Consider the following 16,298-nt stretch of genomic DNA (forward strand, 5'->3'; position numbering starts at 1 on the left):
TTTTACCTTACAGGATGTTTTAGGGATTTATGGAGACAGGCCCGGATAGCCTATATTACATAGAACTAGAAAGTAATATTGTAATAACACGGATCGTAAAAATTGGAGTTGATTAGGTTCAATTGCAGGATGCAACAAAGTTAGAAGATTCCGCAAGCGCGACTAGAGATGGTTCGCGCTTTTCTTTTGCCTGAAAGTCAGCGGTCAGCCAAATTATATATGTTTAGGCTATACTCAAGCGTAAAATTCAGCTTTTTTGTATTAATACCCTGCACTTTATTCCGGCCTGCCTTTGTTACGCTTACCAAGTAAATAAGCGTCGCGAAACTTAATAAAATGCTGTTCTAATTTAGTGCTCGCATCAACTTCACCAGCCAATGCTAATACCATAATAGCCACTTCTGCCGTACCTAACTGATGAGCATGAGGCGCTACACGTAATCGGTAATCAGAGAGTTTTTCTGCGGTAATAGAAAGCACAGGTAAGTTATCTAAATAAGGACTCTTACGAATCATTTTTTTAGCTTCTCGCCATGTACCATCTAAAAATATAAACAATGGCTGTTTACCTGCATGCGTTTCAACCTGGGTTACCACCCTATCAGTTTCAACATCTTCAGCCGGAAAAATCACAAAAGGCTGATATTTATCATTATTCAACAATGCTAATAAAGCAGGATCTGGGGAGGTTCTATCCCAACGAAACGCATGATTATCAGGCACTATTTCCGCAATTAAACGCCCTGTATTAGACGGTTTAAAACTTTCATTGTGATACATAAGTAAGCATACTGCAGCGCTACAGCTTGCGTACTCAGCGCCCTCACAAATACAGTAATGCTTGGCAATTAAGCATTGATCACAACGATCCATTTTTCCACCACGGGCATTAAACTCACGTCGAGATTCACTTATTTGCTGAGCTCGTAATGCTAAAACTGAATTTTTTAAACTCTGGGTCACTGTGGTTAATTACCTATAAATTGATGGCTGCGCATTGTAGCTAAAATAAAAGGAAATAGATATCTGCGGGCTGCGGGCTGCGGGCTGCGGGCTGCGGGCTGCGGGCTGCGGGCTGCGGGCTGCGGGCGCTAGTAAAATAAAACACCGAGCTTTTTGCAAGCATAACTTTTATATTGCAGGCGTGAATTTATCTCACGCAGGTTTAATTTAGGGTTTTAAGCCCGTTGCCCGACACTCGCAGCTCGACATGCTTTAGTCTTTGTTTTTGCACCATAGAGACGCTGCGCTACACAGAACAATTTTTTGCTAAACGCTGAGGCTATAAAAACAAAAAACCCAAGCCGAGGCTTGGGTTTTTTATCGCGATTAACTAAAAGAAATTACTTCTTCTTTTTAACTGCTTTTTTGTTTGGTAAATCAGTGATTGAACCTTCAAAAATTTCAGCAGCAAGGCCGATTGATTCGTTCAATGTTGGGTGAGCATGAATTGTTAGCGCTAGGTCTTCACCATCTGCACCCATTTCAATACCTAGACCGATTTCGCCCAGCATTTCGCCTGCGTTAATACCAATCATAGCACCACCGATAATACGGCCGCTTTCTTTATCAAAAATAAGCTTAGTAGAACCTTCGGTACGTGAAGAAGCAATAGCACGACCCGATGCAGCCCAAGGGAATACAGCTGTTTCAATGCTTAAACCTTGCTCTTTCGCTTCTTTTTCAGTTACACCCGCCCATGCAATTTCAGGGTCAGTATAAGCAATTGAAGGAATACACTTAGGATCAAAGTAATGTTTTTGACCAGAGATAACTTCTGCTGCAACATGGCCTTCATGAACCGCTTTATGCGCAAGCATAGGTTGACCCACTAAGTCACCAATCGCAAAAATATGTTCTACGTTAGTACGTAATTGCTTATCAACGTTAATAAAACCACGCTCATCAACATTCACACCCGCTTTATCAGCGTCTAACATGTTACCATTTGGTGTACGACCTACAGCAACAAGTACTTTGTCGTAACGTACTGGCTCTGCCGGTGCATTTTTGCCTTCAAACGTAACATATAAACCGTCGTCTTTTGCTTCAACGCCAGTTACTTTAGTTGAAAGCATTACATTAAACTTGTCTTTAACATGCTTTTGGTAAATTTTAATGATGTCTTTATCAGCAGCAGGAACAAGTTGGTCTGCAAATTCTACAACATCAATTGCAGAACCTAGTGCACGGTAAACCGTACCCATTTCAAGACCGATAATACCACCACCTAAAACAAGTAGCTTTTCAGGAACATCTTTAAGCTCTAGCGCGCCCGTTGAATCAATAACGCGATCATCCTCAGGGATGAAAGGTAAGTTTACAGGTTTAGAACCCGCAGCAATAATTGCGTTATCAAAGGTAATGGTTGTTTTACCGTCAGCGCCTTCAACATCTAAAGTGTTGCTACCAGTAAATTTACCGTAACCAGATACAACTTTTACTTTACGCATTTTAGCCATGCCGTCTAAGCCACCTGTAAGCTGGCCAACAACAGAATCTTTCCAAGAACGAACTTCATCTAAGTCAATTTTTGGTGCGCCAAAAGTAACGCCGTGAGATGACATTTCTGCAGCATCATCAATCACTTTAGCTACGTGTAAAAGTGCTTTAGAAGGAATACAACCAACATTAAGACATACACCGCCTAATGTCTCGCGAGATTCTACTAATGTAACTTCTAAGCCCAAGTCAGCAGCGCGAAAAGCCGCAGAGTAACCACCAGGACCACCGCCTAGTACAACAACTTGAGTTTTTAATTCGTTGCTCATGCTATTACCTTTATTGTTTGAACGGGACACAGCCCCAAAATTTAACTGCCATGTTTCTGCAAGGCAGAAAAGGGCATTTGTGCAAATATTGTATCATTGCAAATGATAAAAATCCCAGCTAAAAACAACTGGCTGGGATTTGATTTTACTCACTCTGTAGTGATCACATCACTAACTGGCGTATATCACTCATGTAACTTGCAAGAGTAACAGTAAAGCGTGCAGCAAGTGCACCGTCAATCACTCTATGGTCGTAAGACATTGAAAGTGGAACCATTAGCTTAGGCTCAAACTCTTTACCATTCCACTTAGGCTTCATTTCAGATTTAGACACACCTAAAATTGCCACTTCAGGCGCATTCACAATCGGCGTAAATGCCGTACCGCCAATGCCACCTAGGCTTGAAATAGTAAAACAACCACCTTGCATATCTGATGAACTTAACTTGCCATCACGCGCTTTAACAGATACTTCCATTAGTTCACGAGATAGTTCAATAATGCCTTTTTTATCAACATCTTTAAACACTGGTACAACTAAGCCATTTGGCGTATCAACCGCTACACCAATATTAATGTACTTTTTAAGGATTAAGCTTTCGCCATCCTCTGAAAGCGATGAGTTAAATGTCGGGAACTCAGCAAGCGCTTTAGCTGCTGCTTTCATTACAAACACGAGTGGCGTAATTTTAACACCCAGCTTTTTCTTCTCGTTAAGGGCATTTTGCTCTTTACGGAACTGCTCAAGGCTCGTGATATCCGCTTCATCAAACTGGGTAACATGTGGGATTTGCACCCAGTTACGATGTAAGTTTTTACCTGACAGCTTTTGGATACGAGAGAGTTTTTTCTCTTCTATTTCACCAAACTTAGCAAAATCAACTTTTGGCCATGGAATTAAACCAAGCTCACCGCCACCCGCATTGCCTTTAGCTGCTGGTACTTGACCAGACTCAACTTGCTTAACCAGTTGCTTAACATAGTTTTGCACGTCTTCTTTAACAACACGGTTTTTACGGCCCGTGCCTTTAACGTTGGCAAGGTTAATACCAAACTCACGTGCTAAACGGCGAACCACTGGCGATGCATGTGCATAAGCGCTATTGTTTTCAAAGCTTTCAGGGCTTGCTTTAGCAGATGATGCTGCTGGTTTTGACTCAGCCTGAGCTGCCGGCTTAGATTCTGTTTTAGGCGCTGGTGCTGATTTTTCTGCAGGTGCTGCAGCTGGTGCACTACCCGCCACTTCAAATACAAAAATCAATGAGCCAGTTTTAACTTTATCGCCAGTCGCTACTTTAATCTCTTTAACAGTACCTGCAAACGGCGCCGGTACTTCCATAGCTGCTTTGTCGCCTTCAACGTTTAAGATAGATTGCTCTTCTTCTACGCTATCGCCAACCGCAACCATCACTTCTGTTACTTCAACTTCGTCATCACCAATATCAGGCACGCTAACTTCTTTAGTGCTTGATGCCGATGTTTGTTCAGCAGGCTTCTCTTGTGCTTTTGAATCAGCTGCTGGGGCACTTTGGTTATCACCACCTGACACTTCAAAAACAAATACTAATGAACCCGTTTTCACTTTGTCACCAGTATTTACTTTAATTTCTTTTACTGTACCGGCAAAGGGTGCTGGTACTTCCATTGCCGCTTTGTCGCCTTCAACGTTTAAGATAGATTGCTCTTCTTCTACGCTATCACCAACTGCAACCATAATTTCAGTTACTTCAACTTCGTCATCACCAATATCTGGCACAGTGACTTCTTTAGTTGATGAAGCCGATGACGCAGCAGGTGCTACTTCATCGGTTTTTTCAGCTTCTTTAGAGTCAGCAGCAGAGTCTTGCGCTTCACCTTCAAAGATGAACACTAAAGTGCCTGTGGTAACAGTGTCACCCACATTTACTTTAATTTCTTTTACCGTACCGGCTTGTTCAGCAGGTACTTCCATCGCAGCTTTATCACCTTCAACACTTAATAGTGATTGGTCAACTTCAACTTTATCGCCAACGCTCACTAGTATTTCGGTTACTTCTACTTCATCGCCACCGATATCAGGTACTTTAATTTCAATACTCATTGCAAACCTCTTATGCGTACAGTGGATTTAGTTTGTTAGTGTCGATGTTGAATTTTTTAATTGCTTCAACAACCACTGACTTTTCAACTTCACCACGTTTAGCAAGTTCAGATAATGTCGCAACTACCACGTAGCTTGCGTTAACTTCAAAGTGACGACGTAGGTTTTCACGGCTGTCTGAACGACCGTAACCATCTGTACCCAATACTTTGTAGTTATTGCTTGGAATAAATGAACGCGCTTGTTCTGCGTAGTTTTTCATGTAATCCGTTGCAGCAACAGTTACTGAATCGTTTAATACGCTAGTGATGTATGGCGTTTTTTGCTCGCTTTCTGGGTTAAGCATGTTGAAACGTTCAACATCTTGTCCATCACGGGTAAGTTCATTGAATGAAGTTACTGAGTAAACATCAGACGCAATACCAAACTCTTCGCTTAAAATTGCCGCAGCTTTACGCACTTCAGTCATGATAGTACCTGAGCTTAATAGCTGTACGTTGGCTTTTTTACCTTCGTAGCTTTCTAGCTTGTAGATACCTTTACGAATACCTTCTTCAGCGCCTTCTGGCATTGCTGGCTGATGGTAGTTTTCGTTCATTAGCGTTAGGTAGTAGTAAATGTTTTCTTGCTCTTCACCGTACATACGACGAATACCGTCTTGCACGATTACCGCTACTTCAAATGCATAAGTAGGATCGTAAGAAATACAGTTAGGTACCGTGTTTGCAAGAATGTGGCTGTGGCCATCTTCGTGCTGTAAGCCTTCGCCATTTAACGTTGTACGACCCGCTGTAGCACCTAATAAGAAACCACGTGCCTGTTGATCCCCTGCCATCCATGCCATGTCGCCAACACGTTGGAAACCAAACATAGAATAGTAAATGTAGAATGGGATCATCGGTAAGTCGTTGGTGCTGTAAGATGTTGCAGCAGCAACCCATGATGACATTGCACCTAGCTCGTTAATCCCTTCTTGTAGAACTTGTCCTGAAGTTGCTTCTTTGTAGTAAGAAACAATATCACGGTCTTGAGGGGTGTAATTTTGGCCATGTGGGTTGTAAATACCGATTTGACGGAATAAACCTTCCATACCAAAAGTACGTGCTTCATCGGCAATAATTGGCACAATATTTTTACCAATACCTTTATCTTTTAATAAGATATTAAGTGCACGTACAAAGCCCATAGTGGTTGAAATATCACGTTTTTGCTCTTCAAGTAATGGCTTGAACGCATCTACTTCTGGTAACTGTAACTTTTCAGAGAACTTAGCAATACGTGTTGGCGTGTAACCTTGAAGCGCCTCACGACGTGCATGAAGGTACTTGTACTCTGGAGAATCTTTTTCAAGCTCTAAGTATGGCAGCTCTTTTAATTGCTCTTCAGATACTAAATCATCTAAGCCTAAACGAGAGCGTAAGTGAGCCACATGCGACATGTCCATTTTCTTAACTTGGTGCGCAATGTTTTTACCTTCAGCTGCTTCACCCATGCCGTAACCTTTTACTGTTTTAGCAAGGATTACTGTTGGACGACCTTTCGTCTCTTCTGCTTTTTTAAATGCAGCAAACAGTTTTGAAGGCTCATGACCACCGCGCTTAAGGGCGAAAATTTCTTCATCTGTCATATCAGCAACAAGTGCTGCTGTTTCTGGGTAACGACCAAAGAAATGTTCACGTACGTACGCGCCATCTTTTGCTTTATATGTTTGGTAATCACCATCAACAGTTTCGTTCATTAACTGTAGTAATTTACCTGTGGTGTCTTTAGCAAGCAGAATATCCCAACCGCTGCCCCAAACAAGTTTAATAACATTCCAGCCAGCGCCTTTAAATAGGCCTTCTAGCTCTTGAATGATTTTACCGTTACCCATTACAGGGCCATCTAAGCGCTGTAGGTTACAGTTAATCAAGTAACATAGGTTATCTAGCTTTTCACGGGCAGCAAAAGAAATAGCACCACGTGATTCTGGCTCATCCATTTCACCATCACCTAAAAACGCATATACACGTTGGTTTTTAGTGTCTTTTAAGCCACGGCCATCTAAGTATTTTAAGAAGCGCGCTTGGTAAATTGAAGAAATTGGACCTAAACCCATAGATACCGTTGGGAACTGCCAAAACTCAGGCATTAATTTAGGATGAGGGTAAGAAGGTAGGCCTTTACCATCTACTTCCTGACGGAAATTATCAAGCTGTTCAGCACTTAAACGCCCTTCAACAAATGCACGCGCATAAATACCCGGAGAAATATGACCTTGGTAATAAACTAAATCGCCACCATCAACATCATTTGGCGCTTTAAAGAAATGGTTAAAACACACTTCGTAAAATGCAGCAGACGATTGGTAAGACGCCATATGGCCGCCTAAGTCGAGATCTTTTTTCGATGCACGCAATACAATCATAATCGCGTTCCAGCGAATAATTGAACGAATACGGCGCTCAAGATTTACATCACCAGGGTAGGCAGGTTCTTGATCAACCGGAATCGTATTAACGTAGTTTGTGTTAATGCCTGTTGGCATATCAACACCGTCTAAACGGGCTTGTTCTAACACTTGCTCAAGTAAAAACTGAGCTCGTTCAACACCTTCTTCGCGCACAACCGATTCAAGAGCTTGTAACCACTCTTGTGTTTCTAGCGCGTCTACGTCAATTTTATTGACTTCAGACATATGGAGGTTTCCTTATGTTTAAAATACTAATTTTATGTATTGAATACTTCACTGTTAACTCAAGTTAGCAGTAAATGTACTTGCTTAATTTTGTTTGGTGCGTCTTAAACTACGTTCAATTCGCGAATGCTCTTTACCCGCTTCAAGCAATGCTTCTTCAATATAGGCTAAATGCGCATTACTCGCTAAGCGAGCTTGTTCAGGATTACCGTCAATCACTGCATCCATTAATAAACGCCTGTGCTCAGCTAATTGGCTGCTTATATCTGACTTTTTAAGTAACACCGTTAAATTTTGTAAAACATTCTGCTCAAGTAAGCTTTGCATCCCTCTTACTAAGTGCAGTAACACTACGTTATGAGACGCCTCAGCGATGCAAAAATGAAAGTCATTAATCGCTTTGGCTTTTTGCTTTAATTCATCTTTAGCTAATGCAATCTGCTCAAAGCTCTGTTTTACTTTTGCAAAATCGTTGCTTGTTCCGCGAAGTGCTGCGTAATAAGCCGCAATTCCCTCTAGCGCATGACGAAATTCTAATAAATCAAATTGCGATTCGGGGTGTTTACTGATCAAATCAAACAACGGATCAGTCAGCCCCTCTTCCAATTGATTTTTTACATACGTTCCACCACCTTGACGACGGGTTACGAGCCCTTTTGCCTCAAGCTTTTGAATGGCTTCACGCAACGACGGACGCGACACTTCAAATTGCTTAGCGAGTTCACGCTCCGGTGGTAACTTTTCTCCTGGTGCTAACGACCCCTCAAGAATCATGTTCTCAAGTTGTTGTAAAATAACATCAGATAATTTTGCCGCTTTAATTTTTAAAGACATCAATCAACGTCCGCGTTGTATAAGTGCTAGCAGCCCATTAAATAAGGCTTTTAACTGAATGACCTGACCAAAAGGTAAATTGGTCATACCAAATTTTGCCATACGTTATCAAAAACCGTAATTACTGTCAATTTACAGCAGTTTTAAAGCCCTAAGGCCAGCGTAACGTAATTTAAACAAAGTTCAAATAATACACAGATTACAGAGGATAAAGAAAGGTTAATAATATGAAAAACAAATGGTCAGACCAGCTGGGGTTCGGGCTGTCTCTTATACACATCTCCGAAAAAAAAAAAAAAAACAAGTTCGGCACTAGGATAAAGCGTAGCGCCTCATACAAACATACCTTTACTTTATTGTAATCGAGAGTTTACCTCCCGCATATTTAGGGTCTAGGTTAAAGATCAAAGGTTTTAAGCTCGTTCCCGTTGCTCGCAGCCCGCCCACACTAAGCTAAACACGGTGTTTAGTTTCTACCTAAAACCTAACACCAAATATATTTATTTCTGAACCACAGAGGGAACAACCATTGATTGTCACTTCTTCTGTGTACTCAGCATTCTCTGTGGTAAATAAATTACTTAAAAACTATTCACAAAGAGAAGATAATGGGTGTAAATGAGAGGCCCAAAGTGAAGTAACCCCTAGTGCCTAGAACCTAAATCCAGAGATCTAATATTTATTTTTTGAACCACAGAGGACACAGAGGCGCTTCACGCTCCACAGAGGGAACAACCATTGATTGTCACTTCCTCTGTGTACTCAGCATTCTCTGCGGTAAGTAAATTACTTAAACACTATTACACAAAGAGAGGGTAAAGAAGTTTTAAGCCCGTTGCTCATTGCCCGCAACTCGTAGCCCTCCAACACCAAGCTAAACACAGTGCTTAGCTTAATTTCTACCTAACACCTATGACCTAACCCCTAGTCTTTAACTTAAACCACCAAATAAAGTCATTAAGGCAATTAACACTAAGTAAAAAAGTACATTACGCTTGACCAGTTTGATCATGCAGGTGGCTTCAAAGGTGCAGCCGTAATAACGCTTTTCAACTTGTTCGGCGGCCAATGCCGTATAAGTAACCACCTTGCGATTTGGGCTTGAAAAGTCAAATACGAAGCGCAGCCAGCAACTAGTGCCTTTGTTAAAGTTACCAATCACTAAATAACCAAAACTGGTAATACGCGCTGGGAGCCAATCTAACCAAAACAGCAAGCGGTGAATGAGCTTAAAATGCTTGGCAATGACTTCATCACGGTTACCACTCACTAAGTCAGCAAAGGTTCGTACTAATGCATAAAAAACAGCACCGGCAACACCCAATATCACAAACCAAAATATAACCGCACAATAAAACCGGAAATTAACCCACGCTAATGTTTGACCTAAGGTTTCACCACCTTGCTGCTCCTCTGTGCGCTTTTGCCCCAATTGCAAAGCATATAAAGTGGCGGCAGTTTGGTCACCTCGAGTTAATGCATTGAGGTACGACTTATATAAGGCACGCTGTTTAGCACAACCGAAGCACACCAATAACACCGCTACATTAAAAACCAGCTGCCACAATGCAAAATCAGATAAAAAAAACAAACAAGCAACCGCAATCACCGGCAGCAATAACCAAATTAAAAACCCAGAAGCCGTGCCAAATAAACCTTTATTCGTTAATAAATTAACACTGCGATTTAAGTAGCTGTTGGCATAATGGCTTATTTGCCAATGCGCAGAGCGAGCCCCTAAACGCTCAAGTATCAGTGCTATTATTATTGAAACCAAAATCATGTAGTTACTCGCTTAATTTAGGGTCTGTTGACCTTTGCGGATTATAATTTGTTCAAACTAGGGGCGATTTAATCGCGGCGCGAGGTTTGTAACCTAGTGGGCTAAGTCAAAACCGAGCAACAAAGAGTAAATCCTCCCTAGGCAGAACCCGAAGGGCAGCGCCTGTTTGGCATTGATGCTACGTTATCGCCTATTTATGGGGAATAACCACACCACATAGGCGCTGCCTTGCCTAAATACCAAACAGACTGCTGCAAATTTAACCTTGAAAGGTCAACAGACCCTAGTTATTTAATTAGGTTAAAAAACTTACGCCAGTTAAAACTCGCTCCGGGGTCAGTTTTTCGCCCAGGGGCAATATCGCAATGCCCCACTATATTACTGGCTGTTATTTTTGGGTAGCGCTGCATAATAGCCTGCGCCAATGCAGCTAAACTTTGATATTGACCATCGGTATAGTTAGTTGTATCTGTGCCCTCAAGCTCTATACCTATACTAAAATCATTACAATTTTGTTGCCCAGCAAAGCAGGAACGCCCCGCGTGCCATGCACGTTTTTCAAAAGGCACATATTGTATAACTTCGCCACAGCGCTTAATAAAACAATGCGCTGATACCCTAAGTCCTGCTAAATCACTGAAGCTAGAATGTGCATTGCAATCAATATTCCCCATAAATAAATCATCAACGTAGGGGGTGTTAAACTCCCCTGCTGGTAATGAAATATTATGAATAACCAGCAGCGAAATATCGCTGTGAGCAGGTCGCTCGTCAAAGTGGCTACACGCACGCTGGGTAATATTATTTATAACGCCTAAAGAATCTATTTTCATACTATTTGATTTAAACTTATATGCCCGATGTCAAATGCTCTTTGAGTAAAATGGTAGGGATTGGTGTCAAGTCCATTGCCCGTTGCCCGTTGCCCGTTGCCCGTTGCCGAAAAATTTAAAACACTATTGTAAATATATTCAACACAGTGTTTGCTCAAAATAGCAGCTTGAGATAGATTTATTATCTAGAGCTCAGGTTAATCAACCAAAATTGATGTATATCAAGATGCTAATAGATTTAACCACATAAAGATAGCGTAATACCAAACCATAAAATATGATTAGCGCGTTAATTTTTAGTTTAGTTGTTAGCGGCTTCTATTTAGTAATTAAACAGAGTAAAATTTAGTTAATTAATTATCTACTATGAGCTTTTTCATGTCTATTTCGCATACCCTAATTAGCCAACTTGTTACCTTAGCCCTGGATGAAGACCTAAATAACCAAAGCGCAGAACAAGGCGACATTACCGCACAGCTTATTCCTCAAGCAGAGCAAGCCAATGCGAAAGTGATCACCCGTGAAGACTGTGTTTTTTGTGGTAAAGACCTTATTATTGAAGTATTTAAACAAGTCGACCCAAGTGTAGTTGTAAATATATGCGTGAACGACGGCGACTTAGTTAGTGCCAATAGCACCCTATTTACTGCATCAGGCTCTGCACGCGCTATTTTAACGGCTGAGCGAACTGCACTTAATTTTGTACAAACGCTTTCAGGCACAGCCACCACCACAGCACATTATGTAAAAGAGCTCAGTGGCACTAGCACGCAACTACTCGATACCCGTAAAACCATTCCGGGGCTAAGAGCATTGCAAAAATATGCAGTTAAGTGTGGCGGCGGTGCAAACCACCGAATTGGATTGTTTGATGCGTTTTTAATTAAAGAAAACCACATAGCAGCCTGCGGAGGAATTAATAACGCAGTAGCTCAAGCTAAGCTAAATCATGCCGATAAACTTATAGAGGTTGAGGTTGAATCGTTTGATGAGCTAGAGCAAGCCATTGACGCAGGCGCCGACATTATAATGCTAGATAATTTTAATCCTGAGCAAATACGCCAAGCGGTTACCATTACAAATAAGCGCGCTAAATTAGAAGTATCAGGCAATATGACCTTGGAAACGCTCAAAGCCTACTCACAAGCTGGGGTCGACTTTATCTCAAGTGGAGCGCTTACAAAAAATTTACAATCAATCGATTTATCGATGCGATTTGAATAAATAATGTAAAAACTATTTATAGTTTCTTGCGCTAATTGATTGACAGCTTTTAAAAAAGAGCATTAAATAATCCTAAAGGACTATTTGTAACAAGTTATTAAATAAAGGCGTTTTTTATAAAGTTTTTAAATACAAAAGCGCAATAAACAGTGTTAGACTCATTCATATTGACTAGTTTTAAATACTTAATTAGTTAAAAAGAATGGAGAAGCATTTGTAAGGGACAGAATAAAAATAAACGACAAGGTTTATTTTTATAATTAACTTGTAACTTAAGCGGGTTATAACTAACTTTTAATGGTTAGGTTTATACTCAAATAAGGGACGAGAAACGAATAACCGCCATGCTGTGCATTACTTTTGGGTCATTGCTTTAAGGTAATAATTTTAAAATAGTGATTACCAATGGTGCTAAAATGCCACTTGGCAAAAATGATTTTATTTTTTGTAGTAACAGGTTAAGTAAACAACATAAGTTATATTTATAATTTATACCCGTTTGGCTTACCGCAACATTATCCTTTAGGAGAGGAAACATGCAAACAATGACACAACAAAACCAAAAGGGTTTCACCCTAATTGAATTAATGATTGTAGTAGCAATCATCGGTATTTTAGCAGCAGTTGCACTACCTGCTTATCAAGACTATACCATCAGAGCACGTGTAACTGATGGATTGTCATTGGCTTCAGCAGCTAAGACAGCTGTTGCTGAAAATTCTATGAATGGAAATGCATTAGATCAAGGTTGGACAGCACCAACAGCAACAGATAATGTTACAAGCGTAGCAATCGCAGGCGCAACAGGTTATGTAACAATAACATACACAGCTAGAGCAGGCGGCGGTACAATTATATTGAGACCGCAAGCTGGTGGTGCAGATTTAACAAGTGGAACTGTTCCTGCAAACTCTTTAAGTTGGGACTGTACTACAGGTACTTTAGCTGCGGCCTATAGACCATCAAGCTGTAGATAGCATCATTTCAAGGCTGAATACCTAGTACTCAGCCTTAATTAAAATAATACAAGTAAATTAAAATATGAAAAAAGAGCCAAACCAAAAAGATACTTTTCAATGGATCGGGGTTAGTGCTCGAGGAAAAAAGCTTGAGGGAGAACTAATTGGTTCTAGTATTGCTTTGGTCAAAGCCCAGTTACGCAAACAAGGCATTACCCCCTCAAAAGTAAAACGCAAAGCCAAACCCTTGTTTGGTTTGCAAAGTGTGCAAAAAATCACCCCAAAAGACATTGCTTTAGTTACTCGGCAAATAGCTACCATGCTGATGGCGGGTGTACCACTGATTCAATCAATTGAGATGATAGGCTCAGGTTCTACCAATAAAAGCGTGAGTAAACTCATGGAAACAATTGGTGATGAGGTTAAAGCAGGGCAACCATTATCAATGGCACTCAGAAAGCATCCCCGTTATTTTGATGATTTATATTGCGATTTAGTAGCATCAGGTGAGCAATCGGGCTCTTTGGATAAAATATTTGACCGCGTAGCCCTTTATAAAGAAAAATCAGAAGCGCTTAAATCAAAAATTAGAAAAGCCATGTTTTACCCTATTGCGGTATTGGTGGTGGCGTTGATTGTAACCTCCATATTACTTATTTTTGTAGTACCACAATTTCAAGATATTTTCGCTGGCTTTGGTGCTGAACTGCCTGCCTTTACCTTATTTGTGATTGGTATATCAGAATTTATGCAAACAAACTGGTGGATAGCGCTCATTGCAGTTGTTGCCTTTGGTTATCTATTTAAAGAAGCCCATTTAAGAAGCTTAAAGTTGCGTGATGCCACCGATCGCGCCATACTGAAGCTTCCGGTTGTCGGCATGATTTTAAATAAAGCGGCCGTGGCACGTTATGCGCGGACTTTATCGACCACTTTTGCTGCGGGTGTACCATTGGTGGATGCTTTGGATTCTGCAGCCGGTGCCTCAGGTAATGCGGTTTACCGTTATGCTATTTTAGAAATAAAAGCCGAGGTAAGTTCAGGTAATCAAATGAACTGGGCGATGCGAAATTCAAAAATATTCCCCGATATGGTAGTGCAAATGGTCGCCATTGGTGAAGAATCAGGTTCGCTTGATGGCATGCTGGCTAAAGTTGCCACTATCTACGAGCAAGAAGTAGATGACGCGGTAGATGGTCTATCGAGCTTACTTGAGCCGTTAATAATGGCAGTGCTCGGCGTATTAGTGGGTGGCTTAATTGTGGCCATGTACTTACCTATATTCCAACTAGGTTCAGTTATTTAACCCCGCGTCCTTTTAAGATTTTATTTCGGTTTTAGGTTCACGAGCAACGAGCTTCGGGTTATAGGCCTAAAACCTTACACCTTGAACCTTGAACCTTGAACCTCGAACCTAACATCCTAAACCCTAACTTTGCACTTATATAAAACCACTGTATTATCAACACAGAATTTAGTTTTAGGTAAAATAAATGCAAAGTTTTTTTATTGATATCACCGCCACGATGCAAAACCATTTATGGTTTTACTTAACCACGATTGGCCTAGTGAGTTTATGTATTGGTAGCTTTTTAAATGTGGTGATTTATCGCTTGCCGCTAATGATGCAAAAAGAATGGCAAACTGAATGCCGCTTATTATTAGCCGATGAACTAACCAGCCCAAAGGCTAAACAGACCACTGAACAAACGACTAACACGTTTAACTTAGTTAAACCCAATTCATGTTGCCCAAAGTGCAAAGCGGCGATTAAACCGTGGCAAAATATCCCCATTATTAGTTGGTTATTTTTAAAAGGTAAATGCGCAACCTGTGATAACCCAATTTCAATTCGTTACCCAATCGTTGAAGCCATTACCGCTATTTTAAGCCTAGTTGTTGCTTACACTTTTGGCGCAACTGAGCAGGCTTTATTGTACATTGTAGTGACTTGGGCATTGGTAGCACTGACTTTTATTGATATTGATCACATGCTACTGCCAGATCAGCTTACTTTGCCGCTTTTATGGCTAGCATTAATCGCATCAGTTATGGGTTATACCATAGCCCCTAGCGATGCTATTATTGGTGCAGCATGTGGTTATTTAAGCTTGTGGAGTGTGTTTTGGCTGTTTAAGCTAATTACTGGCAAAGAAGGTATGGGTTATGGCGACTTTAAATTACTGGCTGTATTTGGCGCACTGCTAGGTTGGCAATCGTTATTGACCATTATTTTACTCTCAAGCGTGGTAGGCGCAGTAATAGGCATTGCCCTGCTGAGTATTCAAGGTAAAGACAAAGCAACGCCTATTCCTTTTGGTCCTTATTTAGCAATAGCCGGTTGGATAACTATGCTGTGGGGTACACAACTACAAAACAGCTATTTTAATTTTATTGGTTACTAACTATGAGTAATACACAACACCATAAAAATAACTGGGTGCTGGGCCTAACCGGTGGGATTGGCTGTGGTAAAACCGCAGTTAGCGATATGTTGGCAGAGCTAGGCATTACTATTGTTGATGCTGATATTGTAGCTCGCCAAGTGGTTGAACCTGGCTCAGAAGGACTTAATGCCATTGTTAAGCATTTTGGCTCTGACATACTCGATGAACATGGCGCATTAAACCGTAGCGAGCTAAGAGCACGTATTTTTAGTAACCCTGAGCAAAAAACATGGCTCAATGCGCTGTTGCATCCTTTAATACGCACTCAGCTTATTATTGATTTAAAAAACGCGCAAAGCGACTATGTGGTTTTAGTTGCCCCGCTATTATTTGAAAATGAGCTTGATCGCTACTGTAATCGTACTTTACTAATTGATGTACCAGTAGAAATACAAATTACCCGCACCACAAAACGTGACAATATTAGCTCTGAACAAGCAAAACAAATTATTGACGCACAGATGTCTCGTGAGCATAAACAACAAAAAGCGGATGATATTTTAAATAATAACCGCGATTTAAACGATGTAAAACAAGACTTACTTAGGCTACATAGTTATTATTTACAGCAAGCAAAGTCTACAATATAAAGTGACTGACCCAATCACAGCGCAATAAACTGATATTTTTTATCGGTAAATTATCTGCTGCATTGGTACGATTAATGTATTCCTTTCTTTTTTCTGATAA

12 protein-coding genes are annotated in these 16,298 nt (G+C 40.7%); 5 read left to right on the forward strand and 7 right to left on the reverse strand.

The features are described from left to right. Positions 1–276 precede the first annotated feature (276 nt). The 7 genes from FLM47_RS13320 to ampD form a co-directional block, all read right to left on the reverse strand. The gene (locus FLM47_RS13320; RefSeq protein ID WP_178956614.1) at positions 277–963 is read right to left on the reverse strand and encodes a tRNA-uridine aminocarboxypropyltransferase; all 687 of its coding nucleotides are present in this window, start codon (positions 961–963) and stop codon (positions 277–279) included. A 380-nt stretch (positions 964–1,343) separates the two neighbouring features. Continuing rightward, positions 1,344–2,771 (reverse strand): dihydrolipoyl dehydrogenase, encoded by a 1,428-nt coding sequence (gene lpdA, locus FLM47_RS13325; RefSeq protein WP_008114944.1) that lies wholly within the window; start codon positions 2,769–2,771, stop codon positions 1,344–1,346. A 163-nt stretch (positions 2,772–2,934) separates the two neighbouring features. Further along, on the reverse strand, positions 2,935–4,851 hold the full coding sequence (gene aceF, locus FLM47_RS13330; protein ID WP_178956615.1) for a pyruvate dehydrogenase complex dihydrolipoyllysine-residue acetyltransferase: 1,917 nt from the start codon (positions 4,849–4,851) through the stop codon (positions 2,935–2,937). Positions 4,852–4,861: 10 nt separating this feature from the next. Further along, the gene (gene aceE, locus FLM47_RS13335; RefSeq protein ID WP_064663819.1) at positions 4,862–7,528 is read right to left on the reverse strand and encodes a pyruvate dehydrogenase (acetyl-transferring), homodimeric type; all 2,667 of its coding nucleotides are present in this window, start codon (positions 7,526–7,528) and stop codon (positions 4,862–4,864) included. Positions 7,529–7,612: 84 nt separating this feature from the next. Then, entirely contained in the window at positions 7,613–8,362 is a 750-nt protein-coding gene (pdhR, locus tag FLM47_RS13340) for a pyruvate dehydrogenase complex transcriptional repressor PdhR (RefSeq protein WP_138608204.1), read from the reverse strand. Positions 8,363–9,293: 931 nt separating this feature from the next. Then, positions 9,294–10,145, reverse strand: a complete 852-nt coding sequence (ampE, locus tag FLM47_RS13345; RefSeq protein ID WP_138609465.1) for a beta-lactamase regulator AmpE — start codon at positions 10,143–10,145, stop codon at positions 9,294–9,296. 287 nt (positions 10,146–10,432) lie between these two features. Then, positions 10,433–10,978, reverse strand: a complete 546-nt coding sequence (gene ampD, locus FLM47_RS13350; RefSeq protein WP_178956616.1) for a 1,6-anhydro-N-acetylmuramyl-L-alanine amidase AmpD — start codon at positions 10,976–10,978, stop codon at positions 10,433–10,435. A gap of 378 nt (positions 10,979–11,356) precedes the next feature. Here ampD and nadC point away from each other — a divergent pair, with 378 nt between their 5' ends. From nadC to coaE, 5 genes are all read left to right on the forward strand, one after another. Continuing rightward, a complete protein-coding gene (gene nadC, locus FLM47_RS13355) occupies positions 11,357–12,202 on the forward strand; it encodes a carboxylating nicotinate-nucleotide diphosphorylase (protein WP_178956617.1) in 846 nt (281 codons plus the stop codon). Between the two features lie 536 nt (positions 12,203–12,738). Further along, positions 12,739–13,179: a pilin gene (locus FLM47_RS13360; RefSeq protein ID WP_178956618.1), complete on the forward strand. Its 441-nt coding sequence runs from the start codon at positions 12,739–12,741 to the stop codon at positions 13,177–13,179. A gap of 64 nt (positions 13,180–13,243) precedes the next feature. Beyond that, positions 13,244–14,467, forward strand: a complete 1,224-nt coding sequence (locus tag FLM47_RS13365) for a type II secretion system F family protein (protein WP_178956619.1) — start codon at positions 13,244–13,246, stop codon at positions 14,465–14,467. A gap of 187 nt (positions 14,468–14,654) precedes the next feature. Continuing rightward, positions 14,655–15,566: an A24 family peptidase gene (locus FLM47_RS13370; protein ID WP_178956620.1), complete on the forward strand. Its 912-nt coding sequence runs from the start codon at positions 14,655–14,657 to the stop codon at positions 15,564–15,566. Positions 15,567–15,568: 2 nt separating this feature from the next. Further along, on the forward strand, positions 15,569–16,198 hold the full coding sequence (gene coaE / locus FLM47_RS13375; RefSeq protein WP_178956621.1) for a dephospho-CoA kinase: 630 nt from the start codon (positions 15,569–15,571) through the stop codon (positions 16,196–16,198). Positions 16,199–16,298 lie beyond the last annotated feature (100 nt).

The sequence above is a fragment of the Pseudoalteromonas sp. Scap06 genome (assembly GCF_013394165.1).
GTDB lineage: Bacteria > Pseudomonadota > Gammaproteobacteria > Enterobacterales > Alteromonadaceae > Pseudoalteromonas.